The organism is Pseudomonas sp. Xaverov 259, from assembly GCF_019352915.1.
Lineage (GTDB): Bacteria > Pseudomonadota > Gammaproteobacteria > Pseudomonadales > Pseudomonadaceae > Aquipseudomonas.
This window is the reverse complement of sequence record NZ_JAAAFV010000002.1, coordinates 1-17008: the sequence shown is the minus strand read 5'-3', so window position 1 is coordinate 17008 and position 17008 is coordinate 1. Positions and strand designations below refer to the sequence as shown.

At 57.2% G+C, this 17008-nt stretch carries 10 protein-coding genes; 6 read left to right on the top strand and 4 right to left on the bottom strand.

Going from position 1 to position 17008, the window contains the following annotated elements:
- Positions 1-131 precede the first annotated feature (131 nt).
- Together K0H48_RS00265 and K0H48_RS00260 are read right to left on the bottom strand one after the other, a co-directional pair.
- The gene (locus K0H48_RS00265) at positions 132-3584 is read right to left on the bottom strand and encodes a hypothetical protein (protein ID WP_219265589.1); all 3453 of its coding nucleotides are present in this window, start codon (positions 3582-3584) and stop codon (positions 132-134) included.
- Positions 3585-3715: 131 nt separating this feature from the next.
- Positions 3716-4735: an AraC family transcriptional regulator gene (locus K0H48_RS00260; protein ID WP_219265587.1), complete on the bottom strand. Its 1020-nt coding sequence runs from the start codon at positions 4733-4735 to the stop codon at positions 3716-3718.
- A gap of 167 nt (positions 4736-4902) precedes the next feature.
- Between K0H48_RS00260 and efeU the strand changes: the two genes are divergently transcribed.
- Genes efeU through efeO (K0H48_RS00240) form a run of 4 tightly spaced genes read left to right on the top strand, consistent with a single transcriptional unit; the run spans position 4903 to position 9136 of the window.
- Complete coding sequence (gene efeU / locus K0H48_RS00255; protein WP_219265585.1) at positions 4903-5748, top strand: iron uptake transporter permease EfeU; 846 nt, start codon at positions 4903-4905, stop codon at positions 5746-5748.
- A 10-nt stretch (positions 5749-5758) separates the two neighbouring features.
- Positions 5759-6961, top strand: a complete 1203-nt coding sequence (gene efeO / locus K0H48_RS00250) for an iron uptake system protein EfeO (protein WP_219265583.1) — start codon at positions 5759-5761, stop codon at positions 6959-6961.
- A 14-nt stretch (positions 6962-6975) separates the two neighbouring features.
- Complete coding sequence (gene efeB, locus K0H48_RS00245; protein ID WP_219265577.1) at positions 6976-8292, top strand: iron uptake transporter deferrochelatase/peroxidase subunit; 1317 nt, start codon at positions 6976-6978, stop codon at positions 8290-8292.
- Positions 8293-8317: 25 nt separating this feature from the next.
- Positions 8318-9136, top strand: coding sequence for an iron uptake system protein EfeO (efeO, locus tag K0H48_RS00240; RefSeq protein ID WP_219265575.1), 819 nt, complete (start codon positions 8318-8320; stop codon positions 9134-9136).
- 71 nt (positions 9137-9207) lie between these two features.
- On the opposite strand, the gene K0H48_RS00235 is transcribed toward efeO (K0H48_RS00240), so the two are convergent.
- Positions 9208-14142 carry a hypothetical protein gene (locus K0H48_RS00235; RefSeq protein ID WP_219265573.1) on the bottom strand — a complete coding sequence of 1645 codons (4935 nt, stop codon included), beginning with the start codon at positions 14140-14142 and terminating at the stop codon, positions 9208-9210.
- A 159-nt stretch (positions 14143-14301) separates the two neighbouring features.
- Entirely contained in the window at positions 14302-15645 is a 1344-nt protein-coding gene (gene pssA / locus K0H48_RS00230; protein ID WP_219265571.1) for a CDP-diacylglycerol--serine O-phosphatidyltransferase, read from the bottom strand.
- 125 nt (positions 15646-15770) lie between these two features.
- On the opposite strand from pssA, the gene K0H48_RS00225 reads away from it, so the two are divergent.
- Positions 15771-16334 (top strand): TetR/AcrR family transcriptional regulator, encoded by a 564-nt coding sequence (locus K0H48_RS00225; protein ID WP_219265569.1) that lies wholly within the window; start codon positions 15771-15773, stop codon positions 16332-16334.
- Between the two features lie 54 nt (positions 16335-16388).
- Positions 16389-16868: a nuclear transport factor 2 family protein gene (locus K0H48_RS00220; protein WP_219265567.1), complete on the top strand. Its 480-nt coding sequence runs from the start codon at positions 16389-16391 to the stop codon at positions 16866-16868.
- Positions 16869-17008 lie beyond the last annotated feature (140 nt).

The window sequence follows — 17008 nt, the reverse complement described above, 5'->3', positions numbered from 1 at the left end:
GCTTTTTTTTGCTGATGATTTGAGGTGAGGCTTTTCAGCTCGGTCGTGCAGGAGGGCGACAGGTGTCGGGGGGGCGGAGTATCGGGGTTAAGCCAGCAAGCGATGAGCATCCCTGCTCAAAACAACAGTCGTTACGTATTAGTAACGATTCTGCCTTCAGACGTATTGGGCGGTGTTTGCTGGGCAAAATCTACCGTGCCGTTAACCGTATTTATCAATCCGGTGTTTGCCACTAAGTTAGTGACCTCTTTGCCCGCACGCTCGCGTGGCGATAGCCTGATTAATTTCTCGGTTTTTTTGCTACCACACGCCAGCTTTTTGAAATGAGAGAGTCCCTTCCCTATTGATTTAGGGACGTTGCCTCCCACGCTTCTGACGCCCATTGCGGTGAGACGAAACAAGGATTTCGTCGTGCCGGCCACCGCCCCCGGTAGATTAAACATCGAGAGCACTGCTTTGCCCACAACGGCTAACTTGGCAGCTATCGACCCTGCCTTTGCGACCGCGCTGACGGCACTGGCGGCCACAAACAGAGCCCCTACAATTTCCAAGCCCAGCCCAATAGCGCCCACAGCAACACGACGGCGGTCTCCTGAGGCGAGCTCTTCGATATTGCCTTTGAACGGAATCAAGGTATTGATGATGAAATTATCGATGGCATCCAAACGCTGCTGAACGGCTTCGTTGTAAGTCGTGCCCGCAGCTTGCTTCAGCAGCAACAGGGGGGCGACGAGCAAGTTTTCCCGTTGCAGCGCACTAAGAACTTCAGCTGTGCGTGTCGACGAATAAGTATTGGGCAAACCCGCTGATGCGTCCTGACGCTTTGGCGGCGCGGGAAAGTGCGCGGCGACCTCAATGTCAACCGGCAACGTCGGGGTAAGACGCCGGCGCATGATTCTCCCGAAGGAATCGGTACCGGTATTACTCATAAACGTCATGGCGTCGACCAGTTCCGGGCGTTCTGCGTAGCGGTTAGTGCCGGGGAGAAGCTCATAACACTTGGCGCCCAACGCATCTCTGAGAAATAGAATAGGCCCGATTTTCTGCTGAGCCTCTTCTTGACTGAGGTCACCCTCCTGATTCGAAGCGCCATAGACCGTGACCTCTCCAAACTCCAACCTTCGCCTGTCTTCAACAGGCAATTCGCTCATCAGCATTTTCGTGGCAATAACCTGATAGGTTGCCAAGCTTGTAATTCCCAGCAGGACGGGGAACAGAAACACGCTTTCGATCGGCTTCAACTTTACAAGTTGACTCTTCAATGCCTCAAATGCTGTTTTATCTGACGGGTTGATGAAACTCCATTCTTTCGTGTTTATATTTTCAGCCGTCAACTCGCCTGACAAGTATAAATCCTTGATTGAGCAAGGCCCCGCTGCAAGCCCTAAGAAAGTGGCTTTGGGCTCATTCCGTATATGGGTGACTGCTTCAACCATTGCGTCCAGTGGCCCAAGGCCCAGAATTGATGAGCTAGGGTTGAACAATACGGTTCTTTTATTGAAAAACTCACTCTGGCCAGGGCAAACACGCTCCAACTCCTGTTCACCCGCTTGCGCGCGGGTTTTAAGTAATGAGTTGGCGTTAGCAAGGCTGTCGGCCATTAGCGCACTTTCGTTCACACGCCCATTGTAAGCAACTAACGCGGCATTCAGCGCCGCGGGTGAGTAATCATCCTCATAGATCATTTCACCTTGGGCCACGGCCCAATCGTATATCGGCCCGGCACTGTGCATTGCTTCCAATTGTTCGTGCTCAGGCGAAATCGGCTTCAGTAAGGCACGAGAGCCAAGTTGTTCTGCACTCATCAGGCGCGAACTGCCTTGGGACACCATTTCCACCAGTGCCGTTTGAACACGCAGGCTGACAAGTGGCAACGTCCCCACACGTACCGTGTCGGCGCCCTTCACCAGAAACTCGGGGGCGACGGTCGACAACAACGCATGCGTAACCAGTATGGCTTGCTCGAGGGGCAGTTTTTTTTCTCTGGCGAGGTGTCGTTCAAGCTCAGTACGCACCTCGAACAGGGTTTTCCCTGTGTTCGATGCCGAGTACAGATCGTAGCCGCCAATATGATTACGCTGCGTACCCAGGGTGGGGTCAATGATCAGCAGATCACGCGTCAGGATCAGCTGTTTGCGATAGCTCGGCGAAGATTTTCCGGGTGCCTCTGACGGGTCGTCTTTGAGTGCAGCGAGAATGGGCTCGCAGCGCCGCAAGCCTGCGCCCTGAGTCAATGCCTGGCTGACGAGTTCGTCGGCATTCTGGCGGATGTATTCCGGGCTCTTGCCTGCCCAGGGTTTCGGTGAACAATCAAGCAGTGTCAACGGTGGCGGTGTACTGGTGCCGGGTGCTGACCGGCGGACCCTGATACGTTGCTCCTCGGTCAGGCAGTCAGGTGATTGCTTATCTTCCAAAAAATTGCGGGCATAGCTGCCCAGTTCGGGTTCTGGTGGTAGCGGGTTAAGTTTCCAGTTCAAAATGTCGCGCAACTCGCCGGCAGTATTGACAGCCTGTAACTCGATCGACGTCGCAAACCGAAGTAATTGCCATAGATCGCCGACTGATTGTAATCTGATTATGTTTCCGGTTGCTTCCGATTGCTGAGTGGCACGGTCGAGCAGTTTCGCAAGCGTTGGATGGGCCAAAACTTGGTCCGTCACGTCATGCCAAGGTCTGGATTTGCCGTTGGCGCATAGCATAAACAGCCCATTCTCCAGCCGAACCTGGGCATTCACACCTAGGTTTTTCGCGCTCAAGATGGGCGCCATCAGGGGATTACGCATCAGGCGCCTCAATATTTTGAGCCCCGAGCGATTGGCAATGTCAAGTGACGACCCCGGTGCAATGTCCTGGGCAATCGCTCTGAGGTCGATGTCCTCGTCGTCCGGCTTGTCCTTGAGCTCATTAAGCAGATTCTTTATCAACGCGCTTTCGTTTTCTACATCCAAGAACTCGCGCTCTGCCAGCTCGCGCATTTCAGGTGAGCGCAGGGGGTCATCCTCTACACGAATTACCGGAAAACCGTTGGCTTTGAGTGCTTCTTCATCACCTTTGTTGATCGGCCAGCGAACGCCGTAGAACGCCGCGATCTCAGCGGGCAAACTCGCGGGTTCGGGCCAGCTCAGGTGCTTCCCTTGTGGACCAAGCATGGCAGCACTGGCTATCACCTGCCGTGCGATCGGCCACCAACCGCTGCCATCTGAAGGGGTAAACGTAGTGATTTTGCCCGTGTCTAGCGCTTGTACAGTCAGGGTGGTCCCTACTATGTTGAACGTATGCGTACCCAACCAGAAATTTTGCGCTCTTAGCCACGCCTGTATAGCCGGCGAGTTCCACGCTTTATCAAAATGGCCCATCCACTTACCAAATGACGTCTCTGGCGACGCACGGTCAAAACGCCAATCGCCTTGGTGATGATCTGCCAGAATGGTGGCCAGTTCAGTGTCAGCTTCAGCGGTTGTTTTAACGACAACAACCGGCTTATCCGATTGAGCGGTTGACGTCGCCAGGTTCAGCTCACCGGGTGGCGGATTGGATGAGTGCAGGCGCGGACTGTTGCCTGAATCGACACGGGATAAGTTCATTAAAAGTACTCCAGAGAAAGGAGCCTAATAATCTGAATATTGCTCATTGCAACGGGATAGGCTTATTCCGAAGCCGAGTAGAGCAAGTGTATGTACGCATTTCCTCCTGCGGGTCTTCGCATGAGCCTGCGTCACAACGGCGGCAACGCGTCACTCAGGATCAAACTGCGGTAGTGCCCCGGGTTTGAACCGGACCATTTGCGAAAGGCTTTGTAGAACGAGCTGACATCAGCAAATCCAAGGCGCACAGCAATTTCAACAAAACTGATGTCGGCCTCGGCGAGCCAGACAATCGCCAACTCCTTGCGCACGCTATCCTTGAGCCCTTGATAAGTCTGGCCTTCATCCGCCAGCCGGCGACGCAGGGTCGACGCCGAAATACACAGGTTGGCGGCCAAACCTTCGGTTTCCGGCCAGGTATTGGCAGGCATATGGCGCAGATCATTTTTGATCCGAGCAGCCAGGCTCGCAGGGTCGCGGTACTTGACCAGTATGTTGGCCGGTGCATGCGCCAGAAACCGTTTGAGTTCTTCCGGGCTGCGCTTGATTGGCAGGTCCAGGCAGTCGGCAGCAAAGATCATGCGCGTGCGCGGCCGGTCGAAGCGCAGGTTGTCAGAGAACATCACGCGATAGTCGTCACAGAAATCCGGCTGCGGGCAGCGCAACTCAATGGCGAGGATCGGGATACGCCGACCCGCCAGCCAACAGGCGACGCCGTGGACGATCATCCAATAGGTGAAATAGGTAAACGCGCGTTTAGGTTCAGGTTCGAGCAAGACAATTTCTGCCAGGCTCTGTTGGCGCATCAGTTGTGCAGGCATCTGCTCGAGCATCAACGACAAAAACCCCAGGCCAGTTTGCAGGCTGGCGTCCAGGCTCGGTTGTGCCATCGCGGCGCGGCACAGGAACGCCAGGCTACCGGACTTGAGTTTGCGCGGGTCCATGCCAAAAAACTCGTCGTCCATGCGCCGCGCCAGCAAGCGCCACAGGCGTGCGTAGGCCGTGGCGGGCACGCGGGCGTCGGGCTGCTCGAGCAACGCCGGGGCTATCCCGACCTTGCTCAAGGCTTCAACCGTGGCCGCGCCGGGCGCGCAGCTTTGCAGCAAGGCTTCGCGCACAAGATGGATAGAGATGGTGTCTTTTTCCGCCATGGGAATCGGGCTATTCAATGCTGCAAAAGATGGGGTGCATCATAAGGGCGGTTGCGATTCGCCACCACCGTTCAGCCGCAGTTCAGTAAAGGTCAACATTGGCTGTTTAGTAATGAGTATCATTATGTTACAAATTAGCATCCTAACCAGTCTTGATGCGGTGCCGAATGCTCGTTCCCTTTCTAATCATGCTGCGCGAAGGCATTGAAGCCGCATTGATCGTTGGCATCATCGCCAGTTACCTGCAACAGACCGGCCGTGGCCAGTGGATGCCCGCCGTGTGGATCGGCGTGTTCCTCGCCGCTGCGCTGGCCCTGCTGGTAGGCGGTGGCCTGGAACTGGTCAGCGCCGAATTCCCGCAAAAACAACAGGAACTGTTTGAAGGTGTGGTCGGCCTGGTAGCCGTCGGCATCCTCAGCTCCATGGTGTTCTGGATGCGCAAGGTGGCGCGCTCCATCAAGCATTCCCTGCACCAATCCCTGGACCATGCACTGGCCGGTTCCAAGCACCAAGTTATCGCATTGATCGCCATGGTGTTCTTTGCCGTGGCCCGTGAAGGCCTGGAAACCGTGTTCTTCCTGCTTGCAGTATTCCAGCAGAGCGAAGGCCCGGGCGCACCGATTGGCGCCCTCCTCGGCTTGATCCTGGCGATTATCGTCGGCTTCCTGATCTACACCGGCAGCATGCGCCTGAACCTCGGCGCGTTTTTCCGCTGGACCGGCCTGTTCATCCTGGTGGTGGCCGCCGGCATTCTTGCCAACTCGGTGCAGGCCCTGCATGAGGCCGGCGTGTGGAACCACCTGCAAACCGTGCTGTTCGACTTCAGCGCCGTGCTGCCGATGGACAGCCCGCTGGGTTCGGTGCTCGCCGGGATGTTCGGCTACCAGGAAGCGCCGACCGTGAGCACCCTGGGTGCCTATCTGATTTATCTGGTAGTGGCGCTGGTGATGTTCTTCCTGCCCTCGGCCCCTGCCAAGCCTGTCGCCAAACCTTCTTCCGTTTCCAGCCATTAAGGACCGTCTCTTGTCCAACCCAACCCTTCAACCGGCACCGCCGTCGCGCGCCCTGCGCTGGGCAGTGGCCGGCTCGGTGGTGGTGATGATCGCCGCCGGTGCGCTGTTCTACTACGCCTCCCAACTGGCTGCCGCCAAGCGCCAGACCAACCACAATGAAATCGCGGTGACGATTCATGCTCACGCCTGCGAGCCGAATGAAATTAGCGTGCCCGCCGGGCGCGCGAGTTTTCGCATCATCAACCGCTCCGACCGCGCGGTGGAATGGGAAATCCTAGACGGCGTGCTGGTGATTGAAGAACGCGAAAATATCGCGCCGGGATTGAGCCAGGTGATCAACGCCAACCTGTTGCCCGGCGACTATGCGATCACCTGCGGCTTGCTGAGCAACCCGCGCGGCACGCTGCATGTCACGCCCACCGCTGAGTCCGATGCCCAGGCCAAAGCCAAACCGTCGATGGTGGCCTTTATCGGCCCGCTGTCGGAGTTCCGTGTGTACCTGAGCGGCCAAGGCAGTGCGCTGGTCAAGACCGTGACCGCCCTGCAGCAAGCCATTGCAGCCGGTGACCTGGCCCAGGCGCAAGCGCTGTATGTACCGGCCCGTGAGGCGTATCAGCGCCTTGCTCCTGCCGCGCAACGCCTGGCCGAGCTGGACAACGCGATCAATGCCCGCGCCGATTACTTCGAAAAGCGCGAGCAAGACCCGGCGTTCAGTGGCTTCCACCGCCTCGAATACAGCCTGTTCCAGCAGCGCAGTTTGGAGGGCCTCAGCCCGATCGCCGAGCGTCTGGTCACTGACGTCACCAGCCTCAAGCAACAGCTGCTTGCGCAGTCGCTGCCGCCGGAGCAACTGGTCAGCATTGTGGTGCGCAACCTCAACAGCCTGGCGGATGTGCGGGCCGCCAGTGGCGAAGAGGAACGCTACAGCCATATCGACTTGAACGGTTTTGCCGCCAACCTGGAGGCTGCCCGCAAGGTGGTCGACCTGATGCGTCCGTTGCTGAGCAAATCGGCGGCGGACCTGCTGCCGACAATCGACAGCGCGCTCGATGCCTTCGATACCCAACTCAACAGTTTTAAAGTCGACGGCCAGTACAGCCGCTACGACAGCGTCAAGGCCGATCAGCGCAAGCAGATCGCCGACAAGGCCAAGGCTCTGGCCGTTGCACTCGATGGAATCGACCCCGCCCTTGGCCTTTCCGGCCTGCAGTGAAGACGACCTAACAGATGAGTGATTCAGAACAGTTTTCCTCGCCCTTTTCTGCACAGCGCCGCCGTGTCCTGCTGGGCATGGCCGCCACCGGTGCGGCGATTGCCGGCAGCACCCTGACCTGCCCGGCCATGGCCGCTGCAGCCGAGCAAGTCACCACCGCACCGCGCAGTGACAAGACCCAGGACCACCACGACTTTTTCGGCCAGCACCAGACCGGCATCGTCACCCCGCGCCCGGCCTGCGGCATGCTCGTCGCCTTCGACGTGCTGGCGAGCGATCGCGAAGACCTGGAGCGCCTGTTCCGCACCTTGAATGAGCGCATCGCGTTCTTGATGACTGGCGGCACCGTGCCGCAAGTCGACCCGAAACTACCGCCCACCGACTCCGGGATCCTCGGCCCGGTAGTCACCCCGGATAACCTGACCATCACCGTCTCGGTCGGCGAGTCGTTGTTTGATGAGCGCTTCGGCCTCGCGGCAGCCAAACCCAAGCGCCTGAGCCGCATGGTCGGCTTCCCCAACGACGCGCTGGAACCTGCCCAGTGTCACGGCGACCTGAGCCTGCAGTTCAGCTCGAACACCCCGGACACCAATATCCACGCCCTGCGCGACATCGTAAAGAACCTGCCCGACCTGCTGCTGGTGCGCTGGAAACAGGAAGGCAGCGTACCGCCCCAGGCACCGGCCAAACCCGGCGAGCCGGCGCAGAGCGCACGTAACTTTCTGGGCTTTCGTGACGGCTCAGCCAACCCGAATTCCAATGACGCCAAGGCCATGGACCAGATCGTCTGGGTACAGCCCGGCAGCGACGAGCCGGCGTGGGCCGCCAACGGCAGCTACCAGGCCGTGCGCATCATCCGCAACTTCGTCGAGCGCTGGGACCGTACACCGTTGCAGGAACAGGAAAGCATCATCGGCCGTATCAAACCGACCGGCGCGCCCATGGATGGCGAGAAAGAAACCCAGGTGCCCGACTACAGCAAGGACCCGGAAGGCAAGTTGACCAAGCTCGATGCACACATCCGCCTGGCCAACCCGCGTACCCCGCAGACTCAGGCCAACCTGATCCTGCGCCGGCCGTTCAACTACTCCAACGGCGTCAACAAAAACGGTCAGCTGGACATGGGGCTGTTGTTCATCTGCTACCAGGCTGACCTGGAGAAAGGCTTCATCAGTGTGCAAACCCGGCTCAACGGCGAGCCTCTGGAGGAATACCTCAAGCCGGTTGGCGGCGGGTACTTCTTCACCTTGCCGGGGGTGACGGGGCCCAAGGACTTCCTTGGCCGCACGCTGCTCGCTGCAACGCACTCACAAACCACTGCCAACACCTAAAACAAACCAGAGCGGAAAACGTCCCATGAAGAAGTCGACTATCGCGTTGTCGTTGCTGATGACCCTTTCACCGCTGGCAGCCTTCGCCGCCACCGCGCCCCTGGACCTGGTAGGCCCGGTGTCGGACTACAAGATCTACGTCACCGAAGAAATCGGCGAGCTGGTCATCCAGACCAAGGCCTTCACCGATGCCATCAACAAGGGCGACCTGGCCACCGCGCAGAAGCTCTACGCACCGACCCGCGTGCACTATGAGTCGATCGAACCGATCGCCGAGCTGTTCAGCGACCTCGACGCCTCGATCGACTCGCGTGTCGACGACCACGAGAAAGGCGTAACCGCTGAAGACTTCACCGGCTTCCACCGCATCGAGTACGTGCTGTTCTCCGAGAAGACCACCAAAGGTCTGGAAGCGCTGACCGCCAAGCTCAACACCGACGTCAATGACCTGAAAACCCGTGTGGACGGCCTGACCTTCCCGCCGGAAAAAGTCGTCGGCGGCGCAGCAGCATTGTTGGAAGAAGTGGCTGCCACCAAGATCTCCGGTGAAGAAGACCGTTACAGCCACACTGACCTGTATGACTTCCAGGGCAATATCGACGGCGCGAAGAAAATCGTCGACCTGTTCCGTGGCCAGATCGAGAAGCAGGACAAAGTCTTCCTGGCCAAGGTCGACAAGAACTTTGCCACCGTGGACAAGATCCTGGCCAAGTACAAAACCAAGGATGGCGGCTATGAAACCTACGACAAGGTCAAGGAAACCGACCGTAAGGCCCTGGTGGGCCCGGTCAACACCTTGGCTGAGGACCTGTCGATGCTGCGCGGCAAGTTGGGCCTGAACTAAACCAACCCCGGCCATGCACTCAAACAGAGTGCCTAGTGCATGGCCGGGACCAGCAGACACATCAATCACAATTACGTCGGGCTCACACTCCCGGATGGCAAGATCGTCTCTTTAAAATCTAGCAGTGGCGTACCGTCCGCTTTGCCCGTCTTGGGGTTAAGCGCATACCAGATACCGTTCATTTTAGCCGCCACTACATCGATCCCCTGACTGGTTCCGGGCACGCCTCCTGTCGTGAGTTTTGGCTTGGGATCCAATCCCCCAGCTAACCAATAAGCCCTCAACTTCTCCTCCATGGTAAGGAGGTGAGGCGCGGCAGCCTTACCCAACCTCGACGTATTTTTGGCTAAATCCGATAGCTTGAGCAGCCCCTTGAGCCCAGCCTTAAACAGTTGGCCATAACCGTCTGCTGGATTCATGATCGCACTGCCTGTTAACGCCGCCTCCCTGATGAAGTTAAACGCCCTGTCGCTAAAACTCGCCACAGGCTTTGCCCATGCAGTTTTGGGAGTAAGGGGCACGACTTTAGTTCCTAACCTACGGACGACGCCACTTACTGGGTTAGGCAAAAGTGCCTTGCCTGCGCGCAATAGCGATCGGAGCTGACCGCCTGCGCCAAGGAGCACCCCGCCAATGTCCACCGACAGGGCCACCACTCCCGCGCCAATATTCCCGTTCGAGAACTCCTGATAAGCACCCAGGAATGGCACAAGCCCCTTCAATATTGCCTTGTCACGTGCTAGGTTTTTTCGTTTTTCCTCCAAGGGCAATGTGCCCTGGGCCCTTTGCAGCAGGGCCTCATCGCTTTCATATAAATTGTGCTCTGCAATAAGCGTCACTATGCTTTCGGTCTTCGCCGAGGCAAACGTGTTAGTCAGGCCAGTGTTCGGCGCGCTGCTGACCGTTGCCGTGGTACCGCCAATCGGCTCGCCGATGCTTTCAATGATAACTTTTGAGGAGGCATCCGGCCTTGGCGGAGTGCCATTCCTGTAGGCGTCCAAGTCCAACTTGACTCTGAACCCACCCGAAGCAAATCTCTGGTAATGGTGATTCCAATGGTCGGTATTGGGTCTGCCAGTAAGGACGTCGCCCAATTTCAGCTGTTTCGGAAGATCTGTGCGTTTGATGATTTTTCCATTCGCAAACACTTCGAAATAACACACCTGCGTGCCCAGCTCGACCCTCATCAAAGTGCCTTGCCGTCCTCTGGCCGCCTGCACATCGGCACTGGTCTGATCGACCGGAGACAACCCGGTCTCCCCGCGCACGCTGAACAAACTGACAACGCTCTCAGGATTGTTCAAAAGCTCACGATCAGCCAGTGGAAGGTTGGCAAACATGAGCTTGAGCTGGGTGGCGTAGGCTTTCTTCAGCGTAGCGGTGTGCGCGTCGACCGCTTTTTTCAGCTCAGTCTCAATATCGGGCAGTTGACGAATCCGCTCATCGAGTTCTGCGCGCTTATCGGCGGGTGCCTCTACTTCCAGGTTTCTTTGAAAGGGACTAGTTCGGGGGCGTATCAGGTTTTGCGGCATATCGCTCCTGAGTACCCACTTGCCAGGCGTCAGATCGCCCGTCATATAGGTTTGTATCAGCGAACGTGTACGCGGTTCGGAAATAGACATATTGCGTCGAGCATCGGGATCGGCAATCAATACAGTCATGCCTTCCAGCTGGGCGCGTGTGGTTCCTGGAAACACCTTGAGCAACTCCCTGATCGCCAGGGCCTCTCGTGACGGTATCTCGGCCACGGCATTCAATGCGTCGCTAATCTCTTTACGCTGTTTGAAGAACGCTTCGCTGGCGATCTTGACCGACTCAGCGTTATGTTCGCCTTTCTCTGCATCGGGAAGAACATCGTTGAGTACCGCCCAATCGAGCAAGAACTTGATGGACCCAAGCTGCATCAAGCTTGCCTGCCCTTCACTGGTGGGGGCCAGTGTAGTCAGATCGCTGATCTGCTTTTCGTTCATCATTTGACTTGTGCCCGGCGCCTTTAGGTTCGCCATCTCACACCCTAGGCGCAGCTCCATCCAGGCCGGCGTGCCGATCAGTATTTCTTCAGGCACTTCCTTTACCAGAAACTCGGGCGCCGCCTCTGCAAGAAGAATCTGGGCCGTCAGCACCGCGAGCTTAGGCTCAAGCCCCCGATTAGCAACCAAGTGTTTCACCAGGTCCTCACGGACAGCGTTGAAGGTACGCCCCATGTTGGAGTGTTGGTAAAGGCTATAGCCTGCCACGTAGCCTGGTTTTGCAGGTTCCCCCTGCTCTGCATACAAGGTGAGCGCGGCGGTGACAAGCTGTTGGCTAACCACCTTGGGCGCTGGCGAATCTTTCCATTTCAGTGTTCGCGCCAGTTCTTGACCATAGTCAAGAGCATCGGTGCTGTTTAGGTAGTTTTCCAGGTGCTCTGCCGGGTTTTGCTCCAGCGCTTCTTGCGTTGCATTTTCGAGGTATTCAGAACGTTCAGGTTGTGCGCCAGCCCAGCGCATGTCGGCCTCAGCCTTGAGGGTGACTTTATCGCCGGAGGTCAATTTACCGGGGACCCACGGTTCTTCAAGCAGGCCGGCGTAATTTCCCAGGGCGGGCGCGAGTGGCAAGGCAGTGCGCAGCCATCGCACCACGTTGCGCGTCTCGCCAACAGTGCGTGGCGAACCCAGCCCTTTATAATCCAAGAGCTGGCGGACGTCGTAAGTAGGCACCGAATACAAGGCGTTTCCCCGCTCCTGGCTCAGCGTGATCAGCTGGCCAAGCTCAACGTTCAGGCTCGCAACTTCGGCAACATGTTTCGTAAGATCCAGCCAGTTCCCCTCCGGGGTCTGGTGCTCGAATTTACCCTCGGACACCCGGAAAGGCCTCCCAGGCCAGAACGAGCCGGTTTTTTCCAATACCGTAGTCAGCGCAGGCGACTCGGTAAACCGCCGGAGTTTTTCTCGATCCGCATCATCGCCCACGACCAGCGGTGAACTGACTGACGGTTGCACCTGATGCCCTGACCAGTCCATGGCCGTATCCTCAGGCAGGTCCTGGACCTGACTCTCCAGATAGTTGGCGAGGTAGGCGCGTTCATCCAAGTCACCGATATTTTGCCGTATTGCCGCCAAACCGCTGGTGATTCGCCGATACTCTTCGGCGGGCATCGTCAGCCCGGTGGTCTCCAGCTGCGCTATCAGCCGTGGTCGGTCTTCGGCATAAGTCAGCTTCGGCAAACCATAAGCCTGCAAAACCACCGACGTATCCATCCATAACTCTCCCTCTGACACGTATTGCATACCCTTATCCTCAGGGTCCAGCAAATCCATGATCATGCGCAACTTGGCGCTCACCTGCTGCCACCCGGAATCATCAGCAGTGGTGAAGGTCACTTCCTCACGCACACCGTTACGGTAAGCAGTGCCGCTGATGCTGTCCTTGTGCAGCACCAGCCCATCTGTTTTCAACCCTTTGCTTTTGATCCACGCCTGTAGCTCCGGCTGGGCCAGGATCTCCTGAAAAGCGTCATAAGCAAGCGACAACGACGTTCCCTGCGGAGCTATTAAACTGTAGAAGCCCGATCTCAACCCCCTGACCAAGGCGTTACCGAGCACGGTATCGGCAGACGCACGGTCCGAGTTCTCCGGCCAAGAAGAAGAGAGGGTCCAACGAGCTGGCGACGGCGGCAGGTTGTTGGTCAGCGCGCCAATGGCCGCGGTGACTTGCGCAAGCGTGCCAGGGTTCCCCAGGCCGTAAAACGCCAGGAGCTGACGCGCATCGTACATAGGCTGTGAGTACAGCGTGTTCCCAACTGATCGACTCTGCTCTACGAGTTGCTTGAATTGGGAATCGAGGGCTCTGATCGCGAGTTTTTCCTCAGGGCTGCCACCTACTCCGACTTTGCTGATTTCATCCTCTAGATAAACCCCTATAGAAAGCCACTGATGATCGGCCTTGCGTATCTCAAGGACCCCGTCATGCATCCTGTAGATTTGATCTGCGTTGCCATAGCCAAGCTTTTCAATGAAGGCCTTGAACACCGGCATCGCCAACGATGCGGCAAAGCGCTCACGTAACACCTGGCTTTTTTGTGCCAATGTCGATTCTGGCGACACCGTGGCAAGTTGGTCACCCAGGTTCAGTGTTTCATTCTCTGGCGCGTTATCAATCAACTGTTGCAGTTGAGACGACAGGCTAGACCGGGTATCAATGTCACTGGTTTTCTGCTGAAGTTGTCCAAACTGCTGCCTCCAGGAAAAGTATTTTTCATCAGTCAGCGCCGGCCAGCCTGTCGTCTGAAGCAATTGGCCTAGCGGCAATTGTTCGCTTTCCTCACGAGGGGGGCGCACACCGTAAAAATTAAACACCACGTCTAAATCATGCAATCGCTGAGTGTCTTTGTCGGGCAGCAACACCCCGCGAGACTGAGGCGACAGCCTGTTCGCCGCTTCTGTCAATTTAGCTCCGACCTCGTTCCAACCTGACGTGTCGATACCGGTGAATCTTTGCGTGACCTTTTCACCGTTAACCAACACCGTGCCTTCTACCCCGTCACTGAAAACACGTACTGTCGATACATCCAAACCTTTGGCCTCGAACCACGCCTGCACCTGTGGTTCTCGAGCAGCATTGATAAATGCATCAATGAACGGCTTGATAGAAGCATTTTGAGGAACCGGATCGTCTTTAGTCTCGCCAGTGATCAGCCCGTAAGTAAGTATTTTTTGCAGTTCTATATCAGCTTTCCTGGCGTCTGCAGTCTGTGGAAAAGCCAGGCTGATACGACCGACTTCGGTCAGGGGCCTGGACTTATTCGACAAGTTTTCGCGTTTGTGGCGAACCGGGGCTTGCTCAAACCTGGCTTGAGTCAACTGCCCTTCGAGTCGGCGCGGGAATGCTGCATCGGATGTGTGCTGAGTTTCGCCGGAACTGTCTTGGGACAGTGGCGCAATCGGGGAACGAGGTTCAGATTCAGCTGCGTGCTTTGTTGGAACATGTAAAGGCGTGGACGAGGGAAGCAAATTGTATGTCGACATTTCAAGCTCTCTGTACGTTTGACCGCAAGAGTTCTTTTCCTTAAGAACCGTCTCCCAAACCTACGAGTAAACCCGAAGACAAGGTGTAGGAGTGTTCCCAGGGCATCGATGAATGTTGCTCAAAGTACAATATCTACGGTGGTGGCGGACGTCTACCACCTACAAGATGCGGTAAAGCAACCGCTCAATCCGCACCCGGCTGACCCTTCGCAGGAACTTGCTTACCCCTGGCGGGTAATCCACCAGCGCTTGCAACTGCTGGTACCGCTCGATGCGCGTGGTGTGCTGAAAGATCTGCGCCAACTCAGTACGCCGCGGTGCCAGCCATTGGCCTTGGGGGTCATCGATCAGCAGGGCATTTTCCAGATCCAAACGGAACGCCCGTGGGTTGAGGTTGTTACCGGTCAGCAAGGTGTAACGCTGGTCGACCCACATACCCTTAAGGTGATAGGTATTGTCACCGTCACGCCACAGATGCAGGTTCAACTGGCCGCTGTCGATCATCGGCTGATGGCGTTTGGCAAAGCGGCGCAGGCTGATTTCATACAGGTAAGGCAACGCCGAGATCACCTTGAACGGCTCGCTGGGCGGGATGTAGAAATCGTTGGCGGTCTTGTCGCCGACAATGATGTCGACCTTCACCCCGCGCGCCAGGGCACGATTTATTTCGCGGGTCACCGACAGCGGCAGGTTGAAATACGGCGTGCAGATGGTCAGCTGATGCTGGGCACTGGCGACGAGTTCGAGGATCACCCGGTTCAACGGGTTGTTCTTGCCCACCCCCAGCAACGGGCTTACCAACAAGTGCCCATTGGGCAGCAAACCTGTGGTGGTGTCGTAGGTCGCGTGCTTCAAGCGGCTGCGCAAGTCACCGATGTCATTGCGCAGGCTGCGGGTGGTCGGCAGGTTTGGCAAGTCCAGGCGATGCACGGCCTTGGACGCGACCAGGCCGTGTTCCACCAGGTGTTGCATCGAGTCAGCCAAGGGCTTGCTGTGGATCAGGTGATAGCGATCAAAGCGGTATTTGTCGAACTTGTGCAGGTACACATTGTTCAGGCTGGCGCCGCTGTACAGCACGCTGTCATCGATCACGAAGCCCTTGAGGTGCAACACGCCGAACAGTTCACGGGTTTGCACCGGCACGCCATACACCGGCACTTCGCTGGCGTGGGAGTGGGTCATGGCCTGGTACCAGGCACTGTTACCCGGCTGCTTGCCGGCGCCGATCAGGCCGCGCTGGGCGCGCAACCAGTCAACCACCACCACGATATCCAACTCGGGCCGTGCCGCCTTGGCGGCGTGCAAGGCGGCGTATATTTCCTGCCCCGCTTCGTCCTGCTGCAAGTACAGCGCAACGATGTAGATGCGCTGTGTCGCCTGGGCGATTTTTTCCAGCAGGCACTGGCGGTACGCAGCGGCACCGGACAGCACGTCGATGGCATCGGGAGACAGCGGGAAACCACGCAGTTTGGGCAACAGGGAGCGTTTGAAGAACGACGGCATAAGGCTCGCAATGGGTCGAATCCGAAGAGGCACAGAGCTTACACCATGGGGCTGCTCAGGTCTCGTCGCGGCCAGCGGAAAAAATTTAATTGACCAAGAAGAACGATCGTTCTACTGTTCAGCCCATGAACGATATCGACAGCAACGAAACCCGCGACATTATTCTCGACGTCACCGAGAAATTGATCTATCGCCACGGCATTGCCGCCACCGGCATGGAGTTATTGGTGAAAACCGCCGGCGTCTCGCGCAAAAGTATTTACCGTTACTTTGCCAACAAAGACGAACTGGTCATCGCCGCCCTGCAACGCCGCGACGCTCGCTGGATGCAGTGGCTACGAACGGAAGTGGAGCGCAGCGAAGGCAGCGGCGAGCGCCTGCTGGCGCTGTTCAGCGCACTCAAGACATGGTTTGGCTCGGCAGACTTTCGCGGTTGCGCCTTTATCAACACCAGTGGCGAAACCGGCGACGCGCAAGACCCGGTGCGCCTGTTGGCCAAAGCGCATAAACAAAAACTGTTCGAGTACGCACTTGAACTGTGTAAAGCACATGGCACCCCCGACCCCGAACGGCAGGCCGCGCACCTGCTGATCCTGATCGATGGCGCCATTACCGTTGCCCTGGTCATGGGCGATTCAACAGCGGCCGATAATGCGCAATGCATGGCGCGAACCTTATTGGGACTTTGAACGTACAGGCTGAGCAACTTTCGAAACCATCTTGGTATTAACAGGAGCTGCCCCATGTCATCGACAGCAGAACAACGCCCGCCACTGCCACCGTTTACCCGTGATTCGGCCATTCAAAAAGTGCGCCTGGCCGAAGACGGCTGGAACTCCCGCGACCCAGAGCGCGTGTCCCTGGCGTATACCCTGGACACGCAATGGCGAAACCGCGCCGAATTTGCGCATAACCGCGAAGAGGCCAAGGGTTTTCTCACGCGTAAATGGGCCAAGGAACTGGACTATCGACTGATCAAGGAACTGTGGGCATTCACCGACAACCGTATCGCCGTGCGCTACGCCTATGAGTGGCACGACGACTCCGGCAACTGGTTCCGTTCCTATGGCAACGAGAACTGGGAATTCGACGAAAACGGCCTGATGGCCAATCGTTTTGCCTGCATCAACGATCTGCCAATCAAAGCAACCGAACGCAAGTTCCACTGGCCACTGGGCCGGCGCCCGGATGATCATCCGGGGTTGTCTGACCTAGGCCTGTAAGCTTTACGCAAACAAAATGTGGGAGCTGGCTTGCCTGCGATACACATAGGGATCTACACAACCGGTTATTGTGGCGAGCAGGCTTGTCCTGCGTTGGGCTGCGAAGCGGCCCCAGTAAAGGCACTGCAATTTTCCTGAAA